23 protein-coding genes are annotated in these 21,716 nt (G+C 65.3%); 10 read left to right on the top strand and 13 right to left on the bottom strand.

Annotated elements, in window-relative coordinates; genetic code table 11:
• The first annotated feature begins 4 nt into the window (after positions 1–4).
• From J8F10_RS00325 to J8F10_RS00305, 5 genes are all read left to right on the top strand, one after another.
• The gene (locus J8F10_RS00325) at positions 5–976 is read left to right on the top strand and encodes a DUF1559 family PulG-like putative transporter (RefSeq protein ID WP_210651489.1); all 972 of its coding nucleotides are present in this window, start codon (positions 5–7) and stop codon (positions 974–976) included.
• The gene (locus J8F10_RS00320) at positions 960–2,489 is read left to right on the top strand and encodes a DUF1549 and DUF1553 domain-containing protein (protein WP_210651487.1); all 1,530 of its coding nucleotides are present in this window, start codon (positions 960–962) and stop codon (positions 2,487–2,489) included. The genes J8F10_RS00325 and J8F10_RS00320 overlap by 17 nt, the downstream gene beginning before the upstream one ends.
• Before the next feature lie 15 nt (positions 2,490–2,504).
• Positions 2,505–3,788: a DUF1501 domain-containing protein gene (locus J8F10_RS00315; protein WP_210651485.1), complete on the top strand. Its 1,284-nt coding sequence runs from the start codon at positions 2,505–2,507 to the stop codon at positions 3,786–3,788.
• Complete coding sequence (locus J8F10_RS00310) at positions 3,785–5,347, top strand: EF-hand domain-containing protein (RefSeq protein WP_210651484.1); 1,563 nt, start codon at positions 3,785–3,787, stop codon at positions 5,345–5,347. Before J8F10_RS00315 ends, J8F10_RS00310 begins: the two co-directional genes overlap by 4 nt.
• Before the next feature lie 1,171 nt (positions 5,348–6,518).
• A complete protein-coding gene (locus tag J8F10_RS00305) occupies positions 6,519–7,589 on the top strand; it encodes a sigma 54-interacting transcriptional regulator (RefSeq protein ID WP_210651482.1) in 1,071 nt (356 codons plus the stop codon).
• Positions 7,590–7,913: 324 nt separating this feature from the next.
• Here J8F10_RS00305 and J8F10_RS00300 read toward each other — a convergent pair whose 3' ends face one another.
• The 4 genes from J8F10_RS00300 to J8F10_RS00285 form a co-directional block, all read right to left on the bottom strand.
• Positions 7,914–8,051 carry a hypothetical protein gene (locus tag J8F10_RS00300; RefSeq protein ID WP_210651481.1) on the bottom strand — a complete coding sequence of 46 codons (138 nt, stop codon included), beginning with the start codon at positions 8,049–8,051 and terminating at the stop codon, positions 7,914–7,916.
• Positions 8,039–8,428 (bottom strand): IS1 family transposase, encoded by a 390-nt coding sequence (locus J8F10_RS00295; protein ID WP_210651479.1) that lies wholly within the window; start codon positions 8,426–8,428, stop codon positions 8,039–8,041. Before J8F10_RS00295 ends, J8F10_RS00300 begins: the two co-directional genes overlap by 13 nt.
• A 14-nt stretch (positions 8,429–8,442) precedes the next feature.
• Positions 8,443–8,778, bottom strand: coding sequence for an IS1/IS1595 family N-terminal zinc-binding domain-containing protein (locus J8F10_RS00290; RefSeq protein WP_246522721.1), 336 nt, complete (start codon positions 8,776–8,778; stop codon positions 8,443–8,445).
• A 110-nt stretch (positions 8,779–8,888) separates the two neighbouring features.
• Entirely contained in the window at positions 8,889–9,617 is a 729-nt protein-coding gene (locus J8F10_RS00285) for a hypothetical protein (RefSeq protein ID WP_210651475.1), read from the bottom strand.
• Between the two features lie 77 nt (positions 9,618–9,694).
• Here J8F10_RS00285 and J8F10_RS00280 point away from each other — a divergent pair, with 77 nt between their 5' ends.
• Entirely contained in the window at positions 9,695–9,838 is a 144-nt protein-coding gene (locus J8F10_RS00280) for a hypothetical protein (RefSeq protein ID WP_210651473.1), read from the top strand.
• A 621-nt stretch (positions 9,839–10,459) separates the two neighbouring features.
• Here the strand turns inward: J8F10_RS00280 and J8F10_RS00275 are convergent.
• The 7 genes from J8F10_RS00275 to J8F10_RS00245 all read right to left on the bottom strand — a co-directional run bounded on the left by J8F10_RS00275 (position 10,460) and on the right by J8F10_RS00245 (position 15,439).
• Positions 10,460–11,620 (bottom strand): LysR family transcriptional regulator, encoded by a 1,161-nt coding sequence (locus tag J8F10_RS00275; RefSeq protein WP_210661683.1) that lies wholly within the window; start codon positions 11,618–11,620, stop codon positions 10,460–10,462.
• An 88-nt stretch (positions 11,621–11,708) separates the two neighbouring features.
• On the bottom strand, positions 11,709–12,089 hold the full coding sequence (locus J8F10_RS00270; RefSeq protein WP_210651472.1) for a hypothetical protein: 381 nt from the start codon (positions 12,087–12,089) through the stop codon (positions 11,709–11,711).
• 551 nt (positions 12,090–12,640) lie between these two features.
• Complete coding sequence (locus J8F10_RS00265) at positions 12,641–12,856, bottom strand: hypothetical protein (RefSeq protein ID WP_210651471.1); 216 nt, start codon at positions 12,854–12,856, stop codon at positions 12,641–12,643.
• A 136-nt stretch (positions 12,857–12,992) separates the two neighbouring features.
• Positions 12,993–14,204 carry a hypothetical protein gene (locus tag J8F10_RS00260; protein WP_210651470.1) on the bottom strand — a complete coding sequence of 404 codons (1,212 nt, stop codon included), beginning with the start codon at positions 14,202–14,204 and terminating at the stop codon, positions 12,993–12,995.
• A 140-nt stretch (positions 14,205–14,344) separates the two neighbouring features.
• Positions 14,345–14,704, bottom strand: coding sequence for a hypothetical protein (locus tag J8F10_RS00255; RefSeq protein WP_210651469.1), 360 nt, complete (start codon positions 14,702–14,704; stop codon positions 14,345–14,347).
• A 54-nt stretch (positions 14,705–14,758) separates the two neighbouring features.
• The gene (locus J8F10_RS00250; protein ID WP_210651468.1) at positions 14,759–14,980 is read right to left on the bottom strand and encodes a hypothetical protein; all 222 of its coding nucleotides are present in this window, start codon (positions 14,978–14,980) and stop codon (positions 14,759–14,761) included.
• Positions 14,981–15,202: 222 nt separating this feature from the next.
• Positions 15,203–15,439: a hypothetical protein gene (locus J8F10_RS00245; RefSeq protein WP_210651467.1), complete on the bottom strand. Its 237-nt coding sequence runs from the start codon at positions 15,437–15,439 to the stop codon at positions 15,203–15,205.
• A gap of 142 nt (positions 15,440–15,581) precedes the next feature.
• On the opposite strand from J8F10_RS00245, the gene J8F10_RS00240 reads away from it, so the two are divergent.
• Positions 15,582–16,049 carry a helix-turn-helix domain-containing protein gene (locus tag J8F10_RS00240; protein ID WP_210651466.1) on the top strand — a complete coding sequence of 156 codons (468 nt, stop codon included), beginning with the start codon at positions 15,582–15,584 and terminating at the stop codon, positions 16,047–16,049.
• A gap of 156 nt (positions 16,050–16,205) precedes the next feature.
• Here J8F10_RS00240 and J8F10_RS00235 read toward each other — a convergent pair whose 3' ends face one another.
• Positions 16,206–17,429 carry a GIY-YIG nuclease family protein gene (locus J8F10_RS00235; protein WP_210651465.1) on the bottom strand — a complete coding sequence of 408 codons (1,224 nt, stop codon included), beginning with the start codon at positions 17,427–17,429 and terminating at the stop codon, positions 16,206–16,208.
• 106 nt (positions 17,430–17,535) lie between these two features.
• Between J8F10_RS00235 and J8F10_RS00230 the strand changes: the two genes are divergently transcribed.
• Positions 17,536–18,027 carry a fasciclin domain-containing protein gene (locus J8F10_RS00230; RefSeq protein ID WP_210651463.1) on the top strand — a complete coding sequence of 164 codons (492 nt, stop codon included), beginning with the start codon at positions 17,536–17,538 and terminating at the stop codon, positions 18,025–18,027.
• 100 nt (positions 18,028–18,127) lie between these two features.
• On the opposite strand, the gene J8F10_RS00225 is transcribed toward J8F10_RS00230, so the two are convergent.
• Complete coding sequence (locus tag J8F10_RS00225) at positions 18,128–18,355, bottom strand: BON domain-containing protein (protein WP_210651460.1); 228 nt, start codon at positions 18,353–18,355, stop codon at positions 18,128–18,130.
• A 314-nt stretch (positions 18,356–18,669) separates the two neighbouring features.
• Between J8F10_RS00225 and J8F10_RS00220 the strand changes: the two genes are divergently transcribed.
• Together J8F10_RS00220 and J8F10_RS00215 are read left to right on the top strand one after the other, a co-directional pair.
• Positions 18,670–19,521, top strand: a complete 852-nt coding sequence (locus J8F10_RS00220; protein WP_210651458.1) for a DUF4337 family protein — start codon at positions 18,670–18,672, stop codon at positions 19,519–19,521.
• Positions 19,522–19,526: 5 nt separating this feature from the next.
• Complete coding sequence (locus J8F10_RS00215) at positions 19,527–21,485, top strand: hypothetical protein (RefSeq protein WP_210651456.1); 1,959 nt, start codon at positions 19,527–19,529, stop codon at positions 21,483–21,485.
• Positions 21,486–21,716: the final 231 nt, after the last annotated feature.

The following is a 21,716-nucleotide window of genomic DNA, read 5'->3' as shown; positions in this document are numbered from 1 at the left end:
ACACATGACACGGATGAACCGCCCGGGACTCACCCGGGCCGAGTTGCTGGTCGTGATCCTCGTCGCGTTCGTCGCGACGGGACTCGTGCTGCCGGCCGTGCAAGCCGCCCGCACCGAGGCCGCACTCAAGGCGTCCCAAGACAACCTGCGCAAGATCGGCATGGGCGTGGCAGAACACGTCAAGGATCACGGCCGGCTGCCCTACGGCACGTTCCACGACAACACTCAGCCCAAAGGCACCGCGGACCCGCGGTTCCACACGTTCTACAGCGGGTTCGTAGCCATCCTCCCCTACGTCGGGGAGGGCGAACTGTTCAAGAAATACGACCCGGCCCTGTCCCCGGACGACGACACCGACGCGGACAAGGACGGGTGGAGCAACAAGCGCGTCACCGAGACGCGCCCGAAGGTGTTCCTCTCGCCCGCGATGCCCGCGCCCGAGGCCCCGCCCGGACCGGGCTGGTCGAGCTATGCCTGGAGCGGCGGGAACAACGACCGGGACAAGGAGAACGGGGGCAACCTGACCGGCGGGTCCGGCGGGTGGCACGACGGCCCGATCGTCAACGCCAAGCAGGGCGCGGTCACGTTCGCCCACGTCACCGACGGCACCGCGCAGACGATCCTCGCGGGCGACGCCCACTACTGTCTGAAGGGTATGATCCATTCCGACAAGGACAAGCAGTTCGCCGGCAAGCCGCTGACCGGCAACACCGTGTGGGGGCGCGGGCACTACCCTCGCGGGTTTATCTCCACGAACACAGCGCCCAACACGTTCGACTCCAAGCACTCGAACCCGAACAACGCGGACTGGTACGAGCAGGGCGCGTTCGGGTTCCGCAGCGTCCACCCGGGCGGGGTGAATTTCGTGTTCTGCGACGGGTCGGTAAAGTTCGTGAAGGACACGATCCCGCTCACGCTGTACAAGGCGCTCGGTAGTCGGGCCGGAGGCGAGGTACTCGATGCCAACGACTTCTGACGTGCGGCGGATCGCGCTCGTACTGATTCTGATCGCATGCTCAGTACCCGCGGCCGGTGCCGATTCGCGACCGGACCCGGGAGCGCTCGCCGCGAAGATCGACGCGCGCCTCGCCGCCGGCTGGGAGCGGGCCAAGGTTGCCCCCGCGCCCGTGATCGACGACGCGACGTTTGCGCGTCGGGCCTATCTCGACCTCGTCGGCCGTATCCCCACGGCTGCCGAGGCGAGGGGGTTCGTCGCGGACCGCGCGCCCAACAAGCGGGCCGAGTTGGTGCGCCAACTGGTCGGCACCGGCGCGCACACCCGGCACGCGGCCGCGTTCTGGCGGCGCACGTGGGTTCCCCAGTCGGAAACGGGCGAGTATTCACGGTTGGCCGAGGAGATCGAGGACTGGCTCGCCGAGCGGCTCCGCTCGAACACACCCTACGACAAACTCGCGATCGAGCTGCTCGCGCCGCCGGAACGGGCCGAGCGCACCGGGCCGTGGCGGTTCTTCTATTCGGCGTCCGAGTACCTGCCCGAGAACCTCGCGGCCAGCACCACGCGCGCGTTCCTCGGGGTGAACCTGGACTGTGCCCAGTGCCACGACCACCCGTTCGCACGCTGGACCCGGGACCAGTTCTGGCAGACCGCCGCGTTCTTCGCCAAGCCCACCGAGGAGGGGCCGCTCGAGCTGGCGGTCCCGAACACGAAACGGACCGCGACCCCGGTGTTCCTTTCGGACGAGGAACCCAAGTGGCCGGAGCGCGTGGCCCCTTCGACCGGACCGCGAGCGCTGGCCGCGTGGGTGACGGCGCGGGACAACCCGTACTTCGCCAAGAACGCGGCGAACCGGCTCTGGGCCGAGTTCTTCGGTACCGGCCTGATCGAGCCGCTCGACGACCTGAGCGGGCAGAACCCGGCCAGCCACCCGGAGCTACTCGACGAACTGGCGCGGGCGTTCGCGGACAGCGGGTTCGACCTGAAGTACCTGACGACCGCACTCGCGACGACCCACGCGTACCAACTGGCGTCCACTGCACCCAGGGGCAAAGCGCCGAGCGACCCGCGCTTGTTTGCCCGGGCACCGGTGCGCGGACTGACCGGGGTGCAACTGTACGACAGCCTCCGGGTCGCCGCGGGGTACCCGCCCGAGCGATCCGACCTGGACCCGGCCGAGGCCGCGCGGGAGCGCCGCCGGTTCGCCGGGCGGTTCCGGATCGACCGGCCCGCCGAGGCCGAGCGCTCGGTGACACAATCCCTGGCCCTCATCAACGGTCAGGTCGCGGCCGACCTGACCGATCCGGCCCGCAGCCCCGCTCTCGTGGCCGCGGCGGACGCGCCGTTCCTCGACGCGCGGGGCCGGGTCGAAACCCTGTTCTTCGCGGCCCTCGGGCGCCCGCCCGCGGCTGAGGAACTCGCGCAACTGGTCCGGCACGTCGAGTCGGGCGGGGCACACAAAGATCCGAAGGGGGCGCTTGGGGACGTGTTCTGGGCGCTCCTGAACAGCAGCGAGTTCAACACCAACCACTGACCCACGAGGTTCCCGTTGAACGTTTCATTCACGCCCTCGCGCCGCGATCTGCTGCGGGCGGCCTCGTGCGCCGGTGCGGTCGGTGCGTCCGGTTGGCTCGCCCCGCTCGCGTCGGCCGCCGCCAGCGACCCGCGGCGCACGAAGTCCGTCATCCTACTGTGGATGAACGGCGGCCCCGCGACCATCGATCTGTGGGACCTGAAACCCGGGCACGACAACGGCGGGGAGTTCAAGGACACCAAAACGACCGTGCCGGGCCTGCGGATCTCCGAGCACCTGCCGAAGCTCGCGGGCCGGGGTCGGGATCTGGCCGTCGTCCGCTCGCTCACGAGCAAAGAGGGGGACCACGGGCGGGCCACCGTATTCGCGAAGACCGGGTACGCCCCGGTAGGGCCGATCCAGTTCCCGCACGTCGGGGCCGCGGTCGCGCGTGAACTGGTGAACGAGTCGCTCGACCTGCCCGCGTTCGTTTCGGTCGCCCCGGGGCGCACTGCGGCCATCGGGGGCGGGTTCCTCGGACCCAAGTTCGCGCCCCTGGCGATCGGTGAAACGGCGACCGGGCCGGGCGAACTGACGGTGCCCGACCTGGACCGGGCGAAGGGAGTTACAGCCGCGGCGCTCGACGACCGGGTGGAACTGCTCGCGGGGCTGGAGAAGCGGTTCGAGACGGGCCGCGCGTCCCCGGTGGTGGACGCGCTCCAGGCGGCCACCGCCAAGGCCGTGCGGCTGATGCGGCCCGAGGCCGCGGCCGCGTTCGAGCTGGACAAGGAACCGGACCGGGTTCGCGACGCTTACGGGCGCACGCTTTTCGGCCAGGGGTGCTTACTCGCGCGGCGGCTGGTCGAACGGGGCGTGCCGTTCGTCGAAGTCACGCTCGGCGGCTGGGACACCCACAACAACAACTTCCAGCAGGTGAAGCCCCTGTCCGCGGCACTCGACGCCGGGTTCGCCGCGCTGCTCGCGGACCTCCAGAGCCGCGGGCTGCTCGACTCGACGGTGGTGGTGTGCATGGGCGAGTTCGGGCGCACCCCGCGGATCAACGCCCGGAGCGGGCGCGACCACTGGCCCGCGTCGTGGGCCGCGGTGCTGGCGGGCGGCGGGATCAAGGGCGGGCGGGCCGTCGGCAAGACGAGCGCAGACGGTACCACGGTCGAGGAGACCCCGGTCAAGGTGCCGGACCTCGTGGCGACCGTGTGCAAGGCGATCGGGATCGACCCGCAGAAGCAAAACATGTCCAACGTCGGGCGCCCGATCCGCATCGCCGATCCGTCCGCAAAACCGATCGAGGAGCTACTGTGATCCGGGTTCTTGCAACGATGGTTTTGGTCGGGGCCGGTGCGCCCCTTTTCGCGGTGGATTCGCCCGCGCCAGTCGAACTCGTACTGCTGGCGGGTGACCGCCCGGTACGCATCGAATTGTTCGCAGAGGTGGACGGCCGCTCGGTCGGGGCGGCGTGGGACGCGGCCTTTGACCGGCTGTTGGCGTTCTACGACGCGAATGGCGATGCCGCACTGTCCGAGGTCGAGGCCGCGCGCCTGCCGTCCGCGTTCGGGGTGCGCCAGGTTCTCTGGGGTCAAGTGAGCCCCCAGGCGGGCGGTCCGCCCCCGTTCCGCGAACTCGACGCGAACGGCGACAAGAAGGTGACACCGGACGAACTGGCTGCGTGGTACCGGCGGGCCGGGGCCGGGGTCACGGTCGGCGCCGGGACCGCACCGGGTACCGACAAACTCACCGCGGCACTGGTGAAGGCACTCGACGCCGACGGGGACGGACGGGTGACCGAAAAGGAATTCAAGAACGCACCCTCGGCTCTGCGCAAAATCGACGCCAACGACGACGAACTCGTAACCCCGGGCGAGTTAGTGGCGCGGGCCGCCTACCCTGGCGCGGCCGGGACGACTCGCTTGGCCCCGCCCGGTGCGGAACCGGCTCCCGCCCCGGTGTTCCCGGCATTGGTATTGTCGGCGAATGCTTCCAATGCACACTGGGCGAGCGAACTAATTCGCCGCCGGGACGCGAACGCGGACGGCGCACTCGATGCGAAGGAGAGCGACTTCGAGTCGGCGGCGTTCGCGAAACTCGACACCGACGGGAACGGGAAACTGTCCGCGACGGAACTTGCGGGCTGGCGGAAGCTCCCGGCCGACGCCACATGGCACCTCCGGCTCGGCGCGTCCACGGGCGTTAAGAGTGGTGAAGGGGTGCGGTGGGAAAAGGGGCACGTCCGGCTCGACCTGCGCGCCGACGGGGGGCGGGTGGGGGAGCAAGTGGGCGCGGCCCGTAAGCGGTTCCTCGCTCAGTTCGCCGCCGCGGACGCGGACCGTGACGGGGTCCTCACCGCGGACGAGGCCGCCAAACCCAAGCCGTCGCCGATGAGGGCCGTGCTGGCGACCGCGGACCGCGACGGCGACGGCCGGCTCTCGGAAAAAGAACTGGTCGCGTGGCTCGACCTCCAAGACGCTTTCGCCGCAGCGCACGTCCTGGTCTCGGTCCTCGATCTCGGTCCCGGGCTGTTCGAGATCTTGGACGCGGACCACGACGGTGCGCTCGCGTTCCGCGAACTGCGGGCCGGGTGGGACCGGCTCACAGCGGCGGGGTGTGTTACCAACGGTGCTCTCGATCGAACCAAATTGCCCCGCCAGTTCGTCGCGGTGGTTAGTCGTGGGCAACCCGCGGCCCCGCTCGGTCGCGCGCCGCGACCGGGGCCGGCGTGGTTCAAGGCGATGGACCGGAACGGCGACGGGGACGTGTCCCGGCGCGAGTTCACCGGCCCGGCCGACGTGTTCGACAAGCTCGACCTCGATAAGGACGGCCTGCTCAGCGCCGAAGAAGCGAGTAAAACTGACCCGAAGAAGTGAACGGCACCGCGCGCTTGAGCTTCTTCCCCGCTACCCGAGCGGCCCGCATGCACTGGACGGTGCTCTCGTTTGCCATGCGCTCGTAGCCTTCTTGCGACCCGGCCGGCGATCGTACCGTTGTCAAATGCGCCGCCAACGATCCGCGAGATCGCGGGCTTCCGAACGCTGCTCGTGGCGGCTGAGTGCCAACTCTCGTTGGAACAAGAAGCCGTGGCGTATGAAGCCGATTACTTCTGAAATTAAGGCCGACCTGTTTCACGCCACGGCTTCTTGGTGTCTTGTATTCGCGCGATCGGCCGTTTACGCCAGGTGGACTTCTGAGAGCGAGGATTCTGTCACCGCGGACGGCAAGGGCTTCCGAGAAAAGTAGGGGTGCGCGTGCCTGATTATCGCACACTCGCTGTCGGGGTTGGCGGCGTGGTTCTGTTCACCGCCTGGTGCCACTTGATCGAGACTAAAGCGGGGCCGTGCGTTGCCGTGAGTGGAAGGGTTTTCTTGCGCGGAGAACCGGCCGCCGGTGCTCACATTGTGTTCCACCCACGAACGGACGGTGGTCCGCGCAATGTCTCTACGGCCGTTGTCGAACCCGACGGCACGTTCCGATTGACGACCTTTGAGCGGCACGATGGGGCACCGGTCGGTAACTACGTCGTTACTGTGTTCTGGCCGGATGGGTCGAAGGGCTCGAGCTATCCAGAAAAGGCCCCTGATGTACTCGAGGGGCGGTACCGGGACGCTACAACGACGCCACTGAGAGTCACCATTGAAAGGGCAACCGAGTTGGAGCCGTTTGAGCTTTGGTAGCATTTTGAGCACGAGAGAAGTCGCAGGATGACCGCCCCGTTGTCGGGGCACCCGTAAGCACTGCGCTGGGCGGCCCCCCTGCTTGATGTGCGCCGCGGGGTGGTAAAGACAGCGAAGATCGGGGGTGGATGGGCCGCAGTCGGCCCCGGTTGTCGTACCCAATCCCGTAACGTTCGTGAACTGGCCCACGGTGATCGACCAGCTCACGAACGCAAGGCCCGATCGTCCAGTTGCCGGTCGGCCTCGTGGTGCGAGCCGGTGCCCACTAAAGGCACCGCGTACTGTGCGGGGAAAGCCGTTTGATTTGTCCGCCCTTGCTGCCCCTTCGCCTGCCCCGAGCGAGTCGGTGCCCCACACCGGTTAGCGCATGGCCGCACTCCGAACACCGCCCATTGAGCCCCACGCGCACCCACCGCGCGGGAACGAGCACACGGTTCCGCGCCCCGGATTGGGCGCGAGTGAGACCGAACCCGTGCCCGGCGCCCTCGTCGGCACCAGCCCCGCGATGCAAGCGGTGTACAAGAGGATCGCGCTCCTCGCGCACGCGCGCGCGTGTGTCCTCGTCCTCGGGGAACCGGGTACCGAAACGGAACTTGCGGCCCGCGCGATCCACGCGAACGGGGCGCAGTGCGATCGCTCGTTCGTGTCATACCTCGACACCTCGGAACTGACGGATAGCGGGGAGCAGCTTTTCGGGGCTGTTGACGGGCCGCGCGGGCGACTCTCGGAGGCCGACGGGGGCACCCTGTTCGTGGGCGACCTCGAATCGCTTCCGCTTTCCTGGCAAATCCAACTGCTCCGCGTCCTCGAGCGCCGCGAGGTGTGGCCGGTCGGAAGCTCGGCGCCACGCCCGACGGACCCGCGACTCATCGCCGCGGTCGGTCCCGATCCCAGGGCCGCGGTTCGGGCCGGTCGGTTGCACCGCGGTCTGTTCGAGCGGTTGAGCGTCGCGTCCCTGTGGCTTCCCCCGCTCCGGGACCGGGTCGAGGACATCCCGGACCTGGCCGAACGCTTCCTATTGATCTTCTCGAATGGGGTACCGGGTGGTCACCTCACACCCGGCGCGCTGTCCGCACTTCAGTCGCGCCCGTGGCCCGGGAACGTGCTCGAATTACGGAACACTTTGCTGCGCGCGTTTGCCCGCGCGGACGGTGGCCCGATTGCCCCCGAGCACCTCCCTCTCCAAGTCCAGACCATTCAGGTGCTCGGAGAATTGAGGGCACTGATTGTGGAATGGGTGCGCGAACGCTGTCCCCCGCAAGAACCCGGGTCGGGCGACCTCTTTCGAGAGCTGATGCAGGTGCTCGAACCGGCGCTGCTCGCCGAAGTGCTCCGCCAACTCCGTGGGCGCCAGATCCACGCGGCCCGTTGGCTGGGAATGACCCGGGCGACCGTGCGCAAGATGCTTCACACCTACACTCCCGAATCCGAGCCGTGAGAAATATTCTCGTGAGGGGCCCACCAGGTTGCTTCTCCCATGTATCGATGCTGCGATAGACTCCTCTGCACGGATGATCGCGCTCGTGAAGGCGTCACGATAACCGGCCTTCCGCTACTGTGTGTGCGAGCCCGACTGTTCCCCGTGGGGTGCCCCGCGGATCGGGTCAGGGAGGGACCCATAGACCTGCGTTGGAGCGTCCAGCGAGGGAAGCTCTGGCGTTAGCCATTGGGTTGCCGTTCACGCTGGTCTGGTTGCAATTGCTGTTGATGGAACAGGTTGTGTCGGGCCGCGTTACGGCTGCCGATCGGCCGGGAGCGCGAGCTAGTCGCCGTTCCTGCGCCCGCCGGTGCCGATCAGTGCCCACGCCTCGCGCTCGGTACCGACGTGCGCGACCATCTCCCACGGCCGGCCGCGGCGCTGGCGGAACCACAGAACGGGTAGTGGCTTTACTGATGGCACAGGTTATAGAGCCGGATAAAGTACCAAAGTGCCCCGAGATGATTCCTCTCGCACTTGGAGAACGAGAGGGTCTTTCGCACGAACCGGGCGCATCGCTGGCGGAGGGTGAGCCAGAAGCGCTCGACATGGGCGGTGAGGCCCGTGTCCTTGCCCACGGCCCGGTGCCGGGCGCGTGGGATCGCTTGGCGGTACGAGGCGAGGAAGTCGGTGTACACGGTGACCCCGGTCCGGTACCCACGGGGCAATGCGCCCCAGAGGCGCTGGGCGGTTGCGGCGGACCGATCCCCGACGACCATCGCCAGAACCCGACGGGTGCCCTCGTCCAGGGCCACCCAAACCCACCGCACCTGATCCTTGGACCCTACGAAGCTCCACAACTCATCGGCCTCGATCACGACCGGACCGGACTTTTTGGGGGCGGTCCCGGGTCGCGCGGGGTGTCGTCCCGGTACAGGGCGTTGACGAACCCTTGGATCCAAGACCGGGACCGGCCGGTGATCCGGGCGATGGCTCGGATCCCGACCCGCTCGCCCAGCAACCGGAGCACCAGGGCTTGGTCGGACGCGCCGACCGGACCCTTCTTGGGAGCGGCCACGAACCGCCGGCGGCACGCCTGGCAGCGGAACACCGGAGTGCCAGAAGCGTTGGCCCCGTTCCGGACCACGTGAGTTCCCGAGCACCGGGGGCACGGCGGGATCGGGGCCAGGGCGGTAGCCGATTTGCTCATCCGGTCAGAGTAGGACCATGACACCGTTCAAGCCACTACCACAGAACGAACTCGGACGGTACGGTCAGGACGGCGGGCATGGTGTCGGTCCCCGTGGTGGTTCTGGTCAATCACCCGTGCCGGCGCGACTGGCCGGTGAGCTCGAACACGGTGCCGCACACGATGCGATCCGCGATGCGGTCGTCGAACAGTCGAACCAGTTCCGGGACGCCACCGCCGGGTGGGTCCCACGGATCGACGTTGCTGGTAATCACCAGCGGGCGCGCCACGCGGTCGTCGAGGATGCGCTTGAACAGGCCGTAGTGATCGTCCCCCAGGCGCTGCTCCCGGTCGCTCGGTTTCCGCATGTCGTCGAGCACGAAAATCGGAGCGCGTCGCACGACACTCCACAGGTCCGACGCCCAAACCGTTACGCAGCCGTGAGGCGTCGAGCGGTAGTGCCGCCCCTTATCGGCGCTCCGGAACACATCGGGCAGGGCGGCGAAGTCCGCGAAGTAGTTCATGAACTCGCTCACGTCCGGGGAGTACCCGCTGTGCGAGCTGCCGTAGTGGTCAAGCAGCGTCAGCGCGGCCGACGTTTTCCCGGTCCCGGGGCCGGGGCTCCACAGGTACAACGGCCACGGGCGGATTCCCTTCGTCAGCTCCCTGACCACCGTGAGTAACTCCGGCAGGAGCCCCTCCCGGCCCCGCGGGTGGTTCGGGCGCACGGATCGCACCGGGTACGATCGGCCGTCGAGTTTGCAGGCCAGGGGCGGCAGGTCGGGGGTACTTGCCCGGTTGAGACTCGACGCGATGGCCGCCGAGAGCGGAACCGGGTCCGGGTCGCGCGTGGGGTGCATGGGTGGTGGTCGCGGTGTGTGGTGGGGATTCGAACTCTTCCCAGCGCCGCTGGTTCAGCCACGACGCGGGGTGCGGAATGTACTGGCTGTTGTCCCTCAGCCAGTCCGCGGACCGGGCGAACCGCGCGATCGCGGCGAGCATCGCCTCGAGAAGTTCGATCGTGGGCTTGGTTTTGGCGAACGCGGCGGCCGCCTGGGGCTTCTTGACCCGGCGCGGGTAGGCCGCCCAGAATCGCAGGAACAGCGGATCGGCCTCAGGGTCGGGTTTGGTCTTCCGGGAACGCTCGCTCGGGGCCGAGTCCAACCCTCCCCCCGGGTGCGGGGGGTTAGGGGGGTCTTTGTCTTTATTCTTCTTCTGTTCTTTCTGTACTGGTGTCGTAGTGACACCTTTTCCGTGCTCTGGTGACGACTTTTCCGGAACAATAGGTGTCGTGGTGACACCTTTTGCGGAGCGGCTTAAAGGTGTCGTGGTGACACCTTTTCCGGCCGAAGAAAGGTGCTCCGGTGACACCTTTTCTGGGACGGCAACGAGGCGGTAAACCGCGCACGAGCCCCGCCCGGCCCTACCCGGTTCGAGGGTCACGAGGTAGCCGCGCTCTTCGAGCTGTCCGAGCATCCGGGCGACGTTCCGCTTGTCCGTGCCGTAGCACTCGGCGAGCGTTGAGAGCGCGACCCGTGCCGAATCCGCGTTCAGGTTCTCGAAGCGCCAGATGGTGAGCCACAGTCGGGCCGCCGCAGCACATCCGAATTCAACAAGGTGGGCCTGGCCGTGGTCAACGAAGGCGTTCAACTTGTCGAATCGCGTGACGGTGCGGACCGGTTCGGTAAGAACCTGGCTGAGGTCACGCCGCGGTTTGCGTGTTTGGGGTGTCGTCTTTCTCCACTGGCTGCCGTTTCCGGAACGGGCTTCCGGATCGGTCAGTGAAGTACCGACTCAAGCGATCGTCCTCGCTCAGAACGGCCGCCCGGAGTTGCAGGATGGATTCGGCCCCGTCCGGGCGGTTCCAGTGCTTCTGCTTCCCTTTCACACGAGCGCTGAACTCACCCACCAGCGACTCCACCAGGCTGCTCGTCGTCGGCAACCCCTCACGCCGGTATCTCGGGTAGTCCATCCGCTTCTCGTTGTTCCTCAGGTAGCACCTCGCCTCGGCCACCAACCGACGTGGGTCACGGCGGTCCTCCGCCGTCCTTGCCTCACCCGCCGGCGACTCTCCCAGGCGTTCGTGCCACCCGTCCAACTCCACCAGCACCTCGGCGACCCGGCCCTTCCAACACGAACGCATCCACGCCTCGTACTGTCGCCACCCGCCCGACTCGTCCCCGCCCACCGCACGCGCCGACGAGTACACGTAGCACAGCACGTGCAACAGGTCCACGACCGGCTCGAAGTCCCGGAAGTACCCCTCGTGGATCGACCAGTTGTACGCCGCCCCGTCGGCCACGAACGCCCGGCGCCTCGCCTCGTAGAAGTGCCGCTCTTGGGCCTCCGCCGCCACCAACGGGCCGAACGAACAACTCGATCCCAGGCTCGCCACACACGTCCGCACCAACTTCTCCGGTGACCACCGCCCGGCCGACCCGGTCGCGATCGGCTCGACTCCGGCCGTGGTCGATTCGTCCGGGGTTTCTTGGGTATCGTCCCGACCCGAGTGCCCCTTCATCTGGCTCACCAGACGTTGCACCCGGCGGGGGCAGAGGAACGACTCCGGCGGTTCGGGGCACGGGTCGGCGGCGAACGTCGGACCCTTCAACGTGGCCAGACCGGCGATCTTGTCCTCCTTGTTCTGGGCTTCGTGGACACCAGGGGCCGCCCCCGCCGCGCGGGTACGGATGCGCCCCCCATCGACCTCCACCACGACGACCTCGGGAACCACCCCCGTCCGCGAGGCCAGTTGCCGGCGGCGGTGCTCGACCGCCTTCCGGTCCCGTTCGGCGACCAGTTCCGCCCCGACCTTGTGGGCCAGCCGGCGGACCTGGCTCTCGCTGATGCCGACCCGCGACATCTGCACGGCGAAGGTGGCATCGCGGAACGACGCGAACCGGGCGGCGGCGGTGACGATACGCTCGAGGACGGAGGAACTGTACCCGTGCTCATCCAGGCCCAGAGCCGTCCGCAGGGGGGAAAAAGTCCCGGCGGCAGTCGGGACAGTGGGCCTTGCGTTCCGTCTGCTCGACCTCGGCTCCGTCCGCGGTGAGCGGTCGGGTGTGCGGCGTCGTGGGACAGAGCGTGCCGCACGCCGGACACGGCTGTTCGGTGGAGAGCTTGTCGGCCTGCTGTTGGAGCAGCAGTTCGAGTGTGCCCTCGGTGAGTCCCCGGGCCGCGGCGGTGGCGATCTGCTCCATGGCTCGGAAGTCCACGTCGAGTCCGGGGCCGTCGTCGCCGAAGGCCCGCTTGGAGACGATCTTGGCCCACTGCCGGGCGAGGTCGTGGAGTTGGCGGAGTTCCTCGGGCGTGAAGCGGGGCGTCGGCATGGCTCGTCCTGCCTTGAGGTTGCGTCGACGACGGGTTGGGGATTTCCTATCCCGCCCTCGAAACACTGCTAGCCCCCAACAAACCGTGAACTGACCTCGACCTGGCTCGGGTCGCACTCGCTTTCATTGACCCCGCCGCCGGGGCGATGTACCGTCACTTGGTGGCCTCTACGTTGTGGTGACCGTGGTGGCTTCGGTGTGTCCGGACAGTGGGCTACGGGCCGGGGAGTGGTTCCCCCGGCCCGTAGTCATTTCCTCGCGGCGATCGGCCGCACATTCTCAGATCGCAACTGCTCAAGCCATAAACGAACGCGCGGGTCCATCACGGGTGCGGTCAGCGCTGCCGCCAACGCGGCGCCGAGTGGGTCGGGCGCACGCGCCTTCGGCTTCGTTTCAGTGGCTTGTTTGCACTTTCGATGTCTCACGGCGTTCAGGGGCATGGGCTGCATTCCAATAGTTAATTGCGATCGAATTTGATAAATTAATAGGTATAACATATTGCAATGAGCAAAATGAAGCGCGGTTAGTACCGCGCTCCAGATTCACCAGGTTCAGGCCGCGATCGGTTCGGGCTGCAGCTTGATGAGCCCCTGAGCGATCAGCCGTGCCTTGATCGAGTCGATCTTGTCCGAGGGGTACAGGAAGTACCGCCCGGCTTGCACAGCCTCAGGAATGTGGCCCTTGAAACGTAACCGCTCGAGCTTCGCGAAATGGACTCCAAGGCGGTCGGCGGCGTCCTGTCGGAGCAAAAGCGTCTGGGAACCCATCTTCAGTCTCCCGTTAAGCGTCATGGCATGCGGTACGCCACTAGTATCGCTCAGGAATGCGCTGAAACCCGCCGTCAAGCGTGCAACGGGTGAAACGGTTTCTGCAACGTGATGCAAGAAGCGAAAGAGCCGATTATTAGGGCCAAATCGCGTAGCCCTCGCCCTGAAAAGGGCCCGGATCTTCAGGCGTCCTGATGCAGTCGCGGATGTTGTCGTCCTTGAGCTTTGCCTTAATCCTGCTCACGTGGCTACGGAAGCTCGTCCACGGAGCCGCTAAACCCTTCAAACGAAGCCCATCCTTGCCGGCTGACATCAGGGCTTCCAGAGCCCTTTTCTCCCCGGGAGTGATCGGGATGCCTGATGACGTCTCGATGAGCACGAGCTGGTAGTCTTCGATTCGGTAGATCCCAAATATGTCAGCCCAAACTATCTGCCCAGTGCTGGGCAGATTGCCGAGCCCTTTTCTCTCCTCTTCCTGTGGCTCACGAAGATCAACGGTGAGTTCCTGGCTGGCCTCGGCCGTTCCTCCTTCTGCTTCCGAGTGGAGACCAGATTGACTGGCACGGCTATGTCGGTCCGCTTCGTTTGCTCTGAAAACCAGATCATTGACAAGATCTATAAGCAAATCATCAGCGTATAATGTAGGGAGCGGATCAGCTACGTAGCCCCGGAAAGCTAACTCAAGCACAGCATCGCGGCAGAATTGGAGCAAGTCACGCCGCCATCGAGGTAGGTGGTTGAGTTCTGCAAACTGGTAATAGGGCTCGTCCGGTTGTGGGTCGTGAATGGGCTCATATCGCAAGAGTTTCCCGATCCACTCACAGGTTTCTTCATTTAGCCGATTCTGCTGCACAGATTTGTTAATTCGCAGGACGAAATCACTTATGCGCAGGCTGTTGGCCTCATAGAGCACTTCGGACTGACTCATTCCGCTGGCTTCGCAGAAGTCAAAAACTGAAGGAATCGCTTTCAGGTAGTAGTGGGCTGGAATGACCTCCGGAAGTTCAAGAAGCAAAAAATCCTTCGGAGCCCGGTCCAACTCCCTGCCCAAAGGCTCCCAGCTCTGCGTCTCTCTGACGGCAAAGGCAAGCGTCCGAAGATCTGCTACGGTTTTAAAGTACCCCCTGCCGCTGAACAGAATGTCTCTCCATTCGCCGACCCATGCCAAATGTAGCATTTCAGGTAAGCAACTCAGGTTTCGCCATTTACCGAAAGAGATGCGGGTTGAGGCGTTTTTCCATTCAGATCGCAAGTTGAGCGCAGTCATGTACTTAGATTGAAACGATTCGTTCCAAGCCTTTAACAACTCGGTAGGTGACGGAAAGCGTAGACCGTTGCTGTTCGACATCAGTATCCCTCGTACATGGAGTAGCCGCGCCGGCGGCGGCCTCGGGCGAGCGGGTACGAGACCGCCGTTCCTCGGCCGCCGCCTTCACCGAGTAGCTACTCCCGGTGGCGCGGTGGTCGCACAGTTTACACTCAGTCCCCTCACCGCGCGAACCGCGGTTTGCTCTTCAGCGTGTCGGACTTTTCGGGCACCGGCCACATCACGTCGAAGATCGTGACGTAGATCATCGGTAGCACCGTGCGTAGCGCTCCAACGCCCCGGAAGATGTCGTCCAGCCGAATGCCCTCGTCCTCGGTCAGTTCCGGGGCGAGGCCGGCGTCGCGGAGCTCCTCTCTGAGCCGCTCTCGCTCCTCCGGTTCCCTAAAGTCCTGGAGCTTGTCGCGGACCTGGAGGACGAGCTGGCACAGCTCGGCGCCCATGATGTTCGGGCCACTCGCACTGAACACGTCCGCGCGCGAACGCGGCTTCTGTTCCTGTTGCTTCTTCCCTTTGGCTTTCATGCTGCCCTCCGGTCGGACGTATACCGTTGTTGGTTCGTGGTGATCCCGGGCAGTTCAAGCGCCCAACCGCTCCCGCACGATGTTCAGCACCGGTTGCCAGATCCGGAGCTCCTCCGCCGTGCCTTGGGTGTGCTCCGGGCCGCAACCAGTAGGGGACCGTTCGGTATTAGGATTCAGCCCCGCTGCGACGATAGCGGCGACTCGCGCAGCTTCGGCCGCGGCATCGTCGGGCCACTGCTCGAGGAACCGGTCCACCTCGGTGGTTAGCAGTCGCAACGCGGCACCGATCCGGGCCGCAGACTTCCCGATGTCGCTCGCCGTGACCGCAAGCCCACGCGCGTGCTTTCGTATTGCTCACACGCTCGGCGTGAAAGTTGACGAGTTCTCAGCATGTGACGAAGTAGTCCTGCCAACCAAATCGGGAGAGAAATCAGCCCCGGGGAAAAAGCCCCCGAAGAAGTAGCCCGGCGTCACACGTCCGCCGAGCCGCTCCCAATTTCACGCGGTCTTCAACTCCGTTTCGCTCGGCTCCTCGGCGATCTCGGCTTCCAGTTCGACCACCTTCGGCTTCGGCACTTTGACCTTCACCGCAACCATCCGGGTCGCGTTCGGGGCCAGTTCGGCGATATTCTCTTCCCAACGGGTCTTGAGATCGTCGGTGTCGGTGCCGATCTCAAAGTTCCCGTCTGCGTCAACCATCACCACCAAATCCACCTCAACCATTTCCGTTGCCATGTTCGTCACTCCTTGTCCGGCGTCCCGTTCGCGTCACGATGGAAATATAGGTGCGGTATAGGTGAAATGTCAATACGGAACCGGGAGAATAATTTGGTGCAACTTAGGTGCGTTGCTAGGATGGGTTGAAGGAGGTGCCGCGATGCCGATTCGACCGTCGAAGAACGTCGTTCAGAAGATGATCGAGTTCCCGCCCGACCAGGTGGCCGAGGTGGAGAAGTTCGCAGCCTCCCGCGGCGAGTCGTTCAAGAGTGTCGTGTTGCACGCGCTTCGGCGCCATCTCAAGTACCCGCCTCCGCCGCCTGATCCTGCGCCGACAGAACCGCTTCCTCCGGAGAAACAGGGAAGCCACGCAGGTTACGTTTTGCAAGAGTACCGCTCAGAACATAATCTGAGTGTCGCCCAGGTGGCTGAATCGCTGGGGCTCACTTCAGAGCAGGTTGAGGCACTCGAGGCCGGTCGAGAGGCGACCGTTGGCGAAGCTGTGCTTATCGCGCACGGAATCGGTGACCCGTTCACGTTTCTGAGTAGCCCCGAGCGCGATCAGTGGTCGAAAGCTAAAGCAGCAAGGGAAACAGCAGTGAAAGAATCGCGAAAGCGAAAGAAGTGATCTACCGGAGTGTTCCAAAATGTTGAGGTGCTCCGGTTCATCCGCGCGAAAAACGAGTGGGTGTTTGCTCGAATCGTAGTGCGCGAAGTGAGTGCAGCGGGCCAAGTGCAGCGCGTTGTTTTGCGGCTTTTGCTACCTGATCCGGCTCCATCCGTATCACGGCGCGGGCGTTTCGCGGGGCGCCCCCTCGGTCGCGCACACCTCTTCGGCCTTCGCACGCGGGAGCAGTTTCGCGCGCTCGTCGGAATACTTGCGGAACCAGGACGAGACGAGGAGCACGCTGTCCACCGCGACGTCCGACAGCACCGCGGGCGCGGGGTGATCGGCGAACGTGGCCGCGAGCAGCGCCGACACCGATTCGGCCGAGCCCGCGGTCGGCGGGACCGCAACCGCCTGGACCTCACCGCGGTGGATCAGGTACCAGCGCGAGCGCCCGTCAGCGCCGGTGAGCGGGTACACGAACGAGTTGCGGTCGCGCGCGGTGCGCAGCAGGCTGAGCCGGTCGTCGAGCCACTGGAGCGCCTGGAGCTTGTCGCGAAGGGACGTCGCCTTCTCGAACTGAAACTCGGACGCGGCCTCTTCCATCTGGCCTTGGAGCGTGCGCAGCACCGACCGGTTGCGCCCATCAAGGAACGCTTTCACCGCGCGGACCCCGTCGGAATAGTCCTTCCGCGAGCACGCGCTCACACACGGCCCGCAGCACGTTCCCAGCTCAAACCGCAAGCACTTCGCCCCGCGATCCGGGTCGAACAACTCGCCCTGCTCCGCGAACGACAGCGCCACCGTTTGCGGACAGTCGCGGAGCTTGAACCAGTCGTTCAGTCGGCGCGCCGCGTCGTCGGACTTGCCCCATTTCACAAGTGGTCCGTAGGTTCCGAGTTCCTTCCCGGTCGGCGTAGAAGTGACATAAACGTAGGGAGCGGGGGTGCGCCCCACGCAAATGTAATGGTGCCGCTGAAAGCCGGGCACGCCCAGCACGTTGTACCGCGGGCGCAGGCGCTGAATGAGTTCGAGTTCGCGGAGCAGCGCAGCGAACTCGTCCCCACACTGCTCCCACACGAGCCGCTTCGTCTGCTCGATGATCTTCCCGGCCTTCGGGTCGCGACTGTTCTCGCGGAAGTAGCACAGCAGCCGGCTGCGCAGGTTCTTCGCCTTGCCGACGTAGATGAGCCGGTCGCGGCTGTCGAGCATCCCGTACACGCCGGGCGCTTTCGGGGCGTTCTTCTTCGTTCCGCGTTTCAACCGGCTAAAGCGCTTGCCCCGGACCTCGAACACGGGAACGACCTCGCTGGCCGGGCGGAACCGGCTCGGCCCGAAACCGTCGAAGCCGTCCGCGAAGAGCCGCGGGTGCGAGCGCCCGTCCCTGGGTGTGCGGCTCATATTTAATGTTCGCGCCTTGTTCGGGTTGGTGTACGCAGGTATTCTAACACTCAACCTGCCCGCGCGCGAACTCCGAAAACGGTCCAAAACACGGGAGTGCGGTTTCATGCGTCCCAAACTCACCGCCGGTGCGGTACTCGCCACCGTCCTCGCGCTCGCACTGCCGGCGCGCACCGCCGACACCGGCACGATCTACGACACGCTCACCACGCGCGACGGGCACACGGTTCTGTCCGTCGCCGTGAAGGAAGCCGCCGAATCCGCCGCGCTCAAGGGCACGACCCAGTACACGCTGTTCGCGCCGCTCGATTCGGCGTTCAAAAAACTCGACGACACCACGATTGGTGAGATCGCGACCAAAAAGGACGTGGTGCAACGGCTCCTCCGCTCGCACCTCGTCATGGGAAAGTACACCACTGCGGATCTGAAGAAACTGGACGGCAAAGAACTGAAGACGGTCCACGGGAACGTACTGAAGGTGGAGGACACGAAAGACGGGTTGCTCGTCGGCGGGGTGAAGATCGTGACCGCAGATATCGTGTGCAGCAACGGAGTTATTCACACAACCGACGCGATACTCCCAATGCCGAAAGAGTGAGATTCACCCTGTCACTTTCTGCGTGAATCAAAAATTCGCGCCCGCGCCGTCCCAACAATTATTGGGACGGCGCGGGCGCGGCTGTTTATCTCATTCCGTTTCAGGCCGCGTCTGCAGCGCAGACTTCCACGCGGTTCAAGAGTCTCCGCACGCCCACGGCGATGCGAATGGTTTCCTGTGCCATTTGCTTGAGGTAGTAACTGGACACTTGGCCCGTGAGGACGACCTCGTTCTCGTTTTCGGTCACGCGCAGGCGGCGGAGTTGACCGAGGGGGCTGCTCGTCAGCGCGTCGATCAGTTCGGATGTCATGATCGGGCAGGTGTTCATCGCGGCGCTCCTTCGGGGGTAGATCTCGGACGAGGGCTTCCGAACCGAAAGTGCGGCTGCCGGTTATGGGGGTTACCGGCGGTCGCGGAAAAACGAGTTCCGCTGCAAGATCGGACAGACTTCAAAGAGATAGGACGGGAGTCCTTCCAGATGCGATGCGAATCGAAAATCCGTTTTTCAACTACGGATGCTATACCCCGTCGGTAACGATTGCAACGACTTTCGGGATAATTCCGATAATTTTCTGCACCTTGAACGCCGCGCCGCGTGCCCGTAGACTTCCGCGGCTGCCGAAGCAAGCCCCGGAGCCGTTCATGGCGAACACGCACGAGCACCTGGAACACGCCGAACACGCCGAACACCACGCCTCCGACCCGTTCAACCAGCGGGTCGCGGTTTCAATGGCGATCGTCGCTGCGATCCTCGCCGCAATCAGCATGGTGGGGCACCGCACGCACAACAAAGTGTTGCAGCTCCAAGGGGACTCGAACCGACTACTCGGTGACGTCAACCGGATCATCGGCGACGCGAACAGAATCGGCACAGACGCGGGGCACGCCGAGGTGGAAAAGAGCAACCTGTTCGCGTGGTACCAGTCCAAACGGCTCCGTCAGTCGGAATTCGAGATATCTGCGGCACTGATGGAACTCGTGCCCTCCCCCGAAATCGTGCGCAAGGACGCCGACGAAGACACGAAGAAGAAAGCGACCGAAATCAGCGCGGCGCGAGCGAAGGCGGCCACCGACTGGAAGAAACGGGCCGCTGAGTACAACAAATCGAACGACAAGAAGGACAATTTACCGGACCTGCTCGAACGGGGTGACGAGGCCAGTAAGCGGGCCGAGAAGCTGCACGCCGAGGCGACCCGCGTGGGGACCGAGGCCGCCAAATTTCGCCAACAAGCCGCCGAAAAGAGCGAAGAAGCCGAACACGTTCACCACCAGGCCGACCGGTTCGATGTCGCGCACCTGTCGGCCGAAATCGGTCTGGTGCTCTGCTCAATCGCCCTTCTAACCAAGAAGCGCGCGTACTGGTTCATCGGACTCACGGCCGCGGTGGTGGCAATCGGGTTGACCGCGTCCGCGTATATGATTCCTCATCACCCGCACGCGGCGCCCGATGCGCCCGTTCACGCCACTCCCAACGAGCAGGGGAAGCCCCACTGACCGCGATGACCGAACCCGAACGCCCCCGCCCGTGGCGCCTTTGGCGCTCCGCGTCCCTCGGCTGGCTCGTGACCGGCGCCGTTCTCCTCGCCGGCGTGCCGCTATTTCTGGCGATGCCGCCGTGGTGCGACGTCACGCTCTACCAGATGGCGGCGCGCAATATCCTCAACGGTGGTGTCCACTACCGCGACATCTTCGACACCAACTTGCCCGGTTTCGTGTGGGCAATGGCCGGGTTGAAGCTGGTCTTCGGCTGGAACTACGAAGCCCTCCGTGCGGTCGATTTGCTCGTGATCGGCTCATCGGTCGCGCTGCTGTGCGGGTGGGTCCGGCGCTGCGGCTCCCCGAGTTACACGGTCGCGTGGCTGGTGGCCGCGGTCGCGCTGTATTACCCGTTCACGACCGAATTCAGCCACATCCAGCGCGACCCGTGGATGCTCCTCCCCGCGGCGCTCGCGGCCCGATTGCGGTTGCGGCGCGTAACGGGGGAACCTACCCCCCTAACCCCCTTCCCTAAAATGGAAGGGGGAACAGAACTAAAGACACAGACAACCGCGCCGCAAGCGCCGATTTCAAGCCCCTCTCCCCTTGGGGGAGGGGTTGGGGAGGGGTCGCTTCTCCGTTCTTCCATCCTCGAAGGATTCCTGTGGGGCGCGGCGGTGTGGCTGAAGCCGCACATGGTGGTGCCCGCGTTCGTGGTGTGGGTGACGTCGGCAGTCTTCCTCGCCCGGCGCGAACCACTGACCCGCGTGCTCGCGGACCTCGGGAGAGTGATTACCGGCGGGTTGCTCGCGGGGGCGCCGGGGATCGCGTGGCTGATCGGCACCGGCGCGTGGCCGTACTTCCTCGACATCTTCCTGAACTGGAACCCCGCCTACTTCGCCGATTCCGGTTCGCTCTACGATCGGGGCGGAACGCTCTTCAAGTGTTTCCGCCCGTGGAGCCTCCTGCACCACGTTGCGATCGCCCTCGCGGTGCTCGCGCTGTGGGAATCGCGCGTCTGGTCGCGCAAACCCGGCCGGCCCGCGCGCCTTCCGCGCCCGCGGTGGTGGTACGCGCCCGCCGAAAGTGAGCGCGTCGCGTCGGCCCGCGCACTGTTGGCCGCGTTCTACCTGGGCTGGCTGGCACAGGCGGTGTTCCTGCAACGGGGGTTCGAGTACGTTCACGCGCCGCTGCTGCTACTCGCGTTCGCGGTGATCGCGAGCCAGCGGTGGTGCTTCGGGTTCATCTACCTACTGTGGTTCGTTGCGGTGGGCGCGCTGATGAACGGCGCGGAGGTGTACCCGCCCGCGGCGCAAGTGGCGGACGCGCTCAACCCGGAATGCCCCTACGTGAAGTTCGCTAAGCACCCGCTCGCGGACCGGTCGGTGATGAAGTTGTGGCCGCGCGCGTGGACCGAGGGCGGGTCGCCGGAACTCCGCGACCGGCTCGGCCAGTACACCGACATCCACTGCGGAACGAAGTGGTGCGAACTCACTGATGTGGCGAACTACTTGAAGACGATCGATCCGCCCATCGGACCGGGCGAACTCAACTGCTGGCACGACAGCACGCACCCAGTGTACCTGATGCTCGATGTGGACCCGGCCACGCGGTACATGCACTACGGCACAGTGTTCGCTATTCGGGAGAAGGCCGAACTCCCGCCGGGCGAGAAGCCCAAGCGCCAACAAATCGTGGACGCCGTGGCCAACTCCCGTCAGCGCTACGTCGTCAGCGACCTGCTCCGTACTTGCTGGAACGGGGACACGCCGTACCACGCGAGTTCGTGGGCCGACGGCGACCCGCTCCCGGTGTGGTTACCGGCGAACGAGCGCCAAAAGTTCCCGTGGAACCAGCCGGTCGTGTTTCGCTCCGGGCGCTACGTCGTTCACAAGATCGATCCGAACATTCCACTCGGCACGATCCGCGTACCCGATTGGGACACGTTGGACCAGCTCCCGTTCTTCGGCCCGAACGAGTAAGGGGCGCACCGGAGCGCCTCCGGACTTGAATCGGATTCCGCTTTTTCGCGCGCCGCCGCCAGGGATTTTTGGTTCCCCGCGGGCGCAACAAATCGATTAGCGCGACTGTGCGGATTAGTGCGGCGCGGTTGTATCACCTGCACAGCGGGTGCCGCGCAGCGCGCCATCACGAAGTGCGATCAGCACTTGTGTCCGCCCGGACGCAGTTTACAATCAATATCAATGCCTCAC

The organism is Gemmata palustris, assembly GCF_017939745.1.
GTDB classification, from domain to species: domain Bacteria; phylum Planctomycetota; class Planctomycetia; order Gemmatales; family Gemmataceae; genus Gemmata; species Gemmata palustris.
This window is presented reverse-complemented; position numbering and strand designations above follow the sequence as displayed.

Coding starts and splice junctions, on each gene's coding strand:
- J8F10_RS00220 (WP_210651458.1), top strand. CDS start 18,670: ATGGCGAACACGCACGAGCACCTGGAACACGCCGAACACGCCGAACAC.
- J8F10_RS00275 (WP_210661683.1), bottom strand. CDS start 11,620: ATGTCGCGGGTCGGCATCAGCGAGAGCCAGGTCCGCCGGCTGGCCCAC.
- J8F10_RS00240 (WP_210651466.1), top strand. CDS start 15,582: ATGCCGATTCGACCGTCGAAGAACGTCGTTCAGAAGATGATCGAGTTC.
- J8F10_RS00230 (WP_210651463.1), top strand. CDS start 17,536: ATGCGTCCCAAACTCACCGCCGGTGCGGTACTCGCCACCGTCCTCGCG.
- J8F10_RS00325 (WP_210651489.1), top strand. CDS start 5: ATGACACGGATGAACCGCCCGGGACTCACCCGGGCCGAGTTGCTGGTC.
- J8F10_RS00245 (WP_210651467.1), bottom strand. CDS start 15,439: ATGGCAACGGAAATGGTTGAGGTGGATTTGGTGGTGATGGTTGACGCA.
- J8F10_RS00320 (WP_210651487.1), top strand. CDS start 960: ATGCCAACGACTTCTGACGTGCGGCGGATCGCGCTCGTACTGATTCTG.
- J8F10_RS00255 (WP_210651469.1), bottom strand. CDS start 14,704: ATGAAAGCCAAAGGGAAGAAGCAACAGGAACAGAAGCCGCGTTCGCGC.
- J8F10_RS00280 (WP_210651473.1), top strand. CDS start 9,695: ATGTACTGGCTGTTGTCCCTCAGCCAGTCCGCGGACCGGGCGAACCGC.
- J8F10_RS00270 (WP_210651472.1), bottom strand. CDS start 12,089: ATGCCGACGCCCCGCTTCACGCCCGAGGAACTCCGCCAACTCCACGAC.
- J8F10_RS00305 (WP_210651482.1), top strand. CDS start 6,519: ATGGCCGCACTCCGAACACCGCCCATTGAGCCCCACGCGCACCCACCG.
- J8F10_RS00215 (WP_210651456.1), top strand. CDS start 19,527: ATGACCGAACCCGAACGCCCCCGCCCGTGGCGCCTTTGGCGCTCCGCG.
- J8F10_RS00265 (WP_210651471.1), bottom strand. CDS start 12,856: ATGGGTTCCCAGACGCTTTTGCTCCGACAGGACGCCGCCGACCGCCTT.
- J8F10_RS00235 (WP_210651465.1), bottom strand. CDS start 17,429: ATGAGCCGCACACCCAGGGACGGGCGCTCGCACCCGCGGCTCTTCGCG.
- J8F10_RS00285 (WP_210651475.1), bottom strand. CDS start 9,617: ATGCACCCCACGCGCGACCCGGACCCGGTTCCGCTCTCGGCGGCCATC.
- J8F10_RS00225 (WP_210651460.1), bottom strand. CDS start 18,355: ATGAACACCTGCCCGATCATGACATCCGAACTGATCGACGCGCTGACG.
- J8F10_RS00290 (WP_246522721.1), bottom strand. CDS start 8,778: ATGAGCAAATCGGCTACCGCCCTGGCCCCGATCCCGCCGTGCCCCCGG.
- J8F10_RS00260 (WP_210651470.1), bottom strand. CDS start 14,204: ATGTCGAACAGCAACGGTCTACGCTTTCCGTCACCTACCGAGTTGTTA.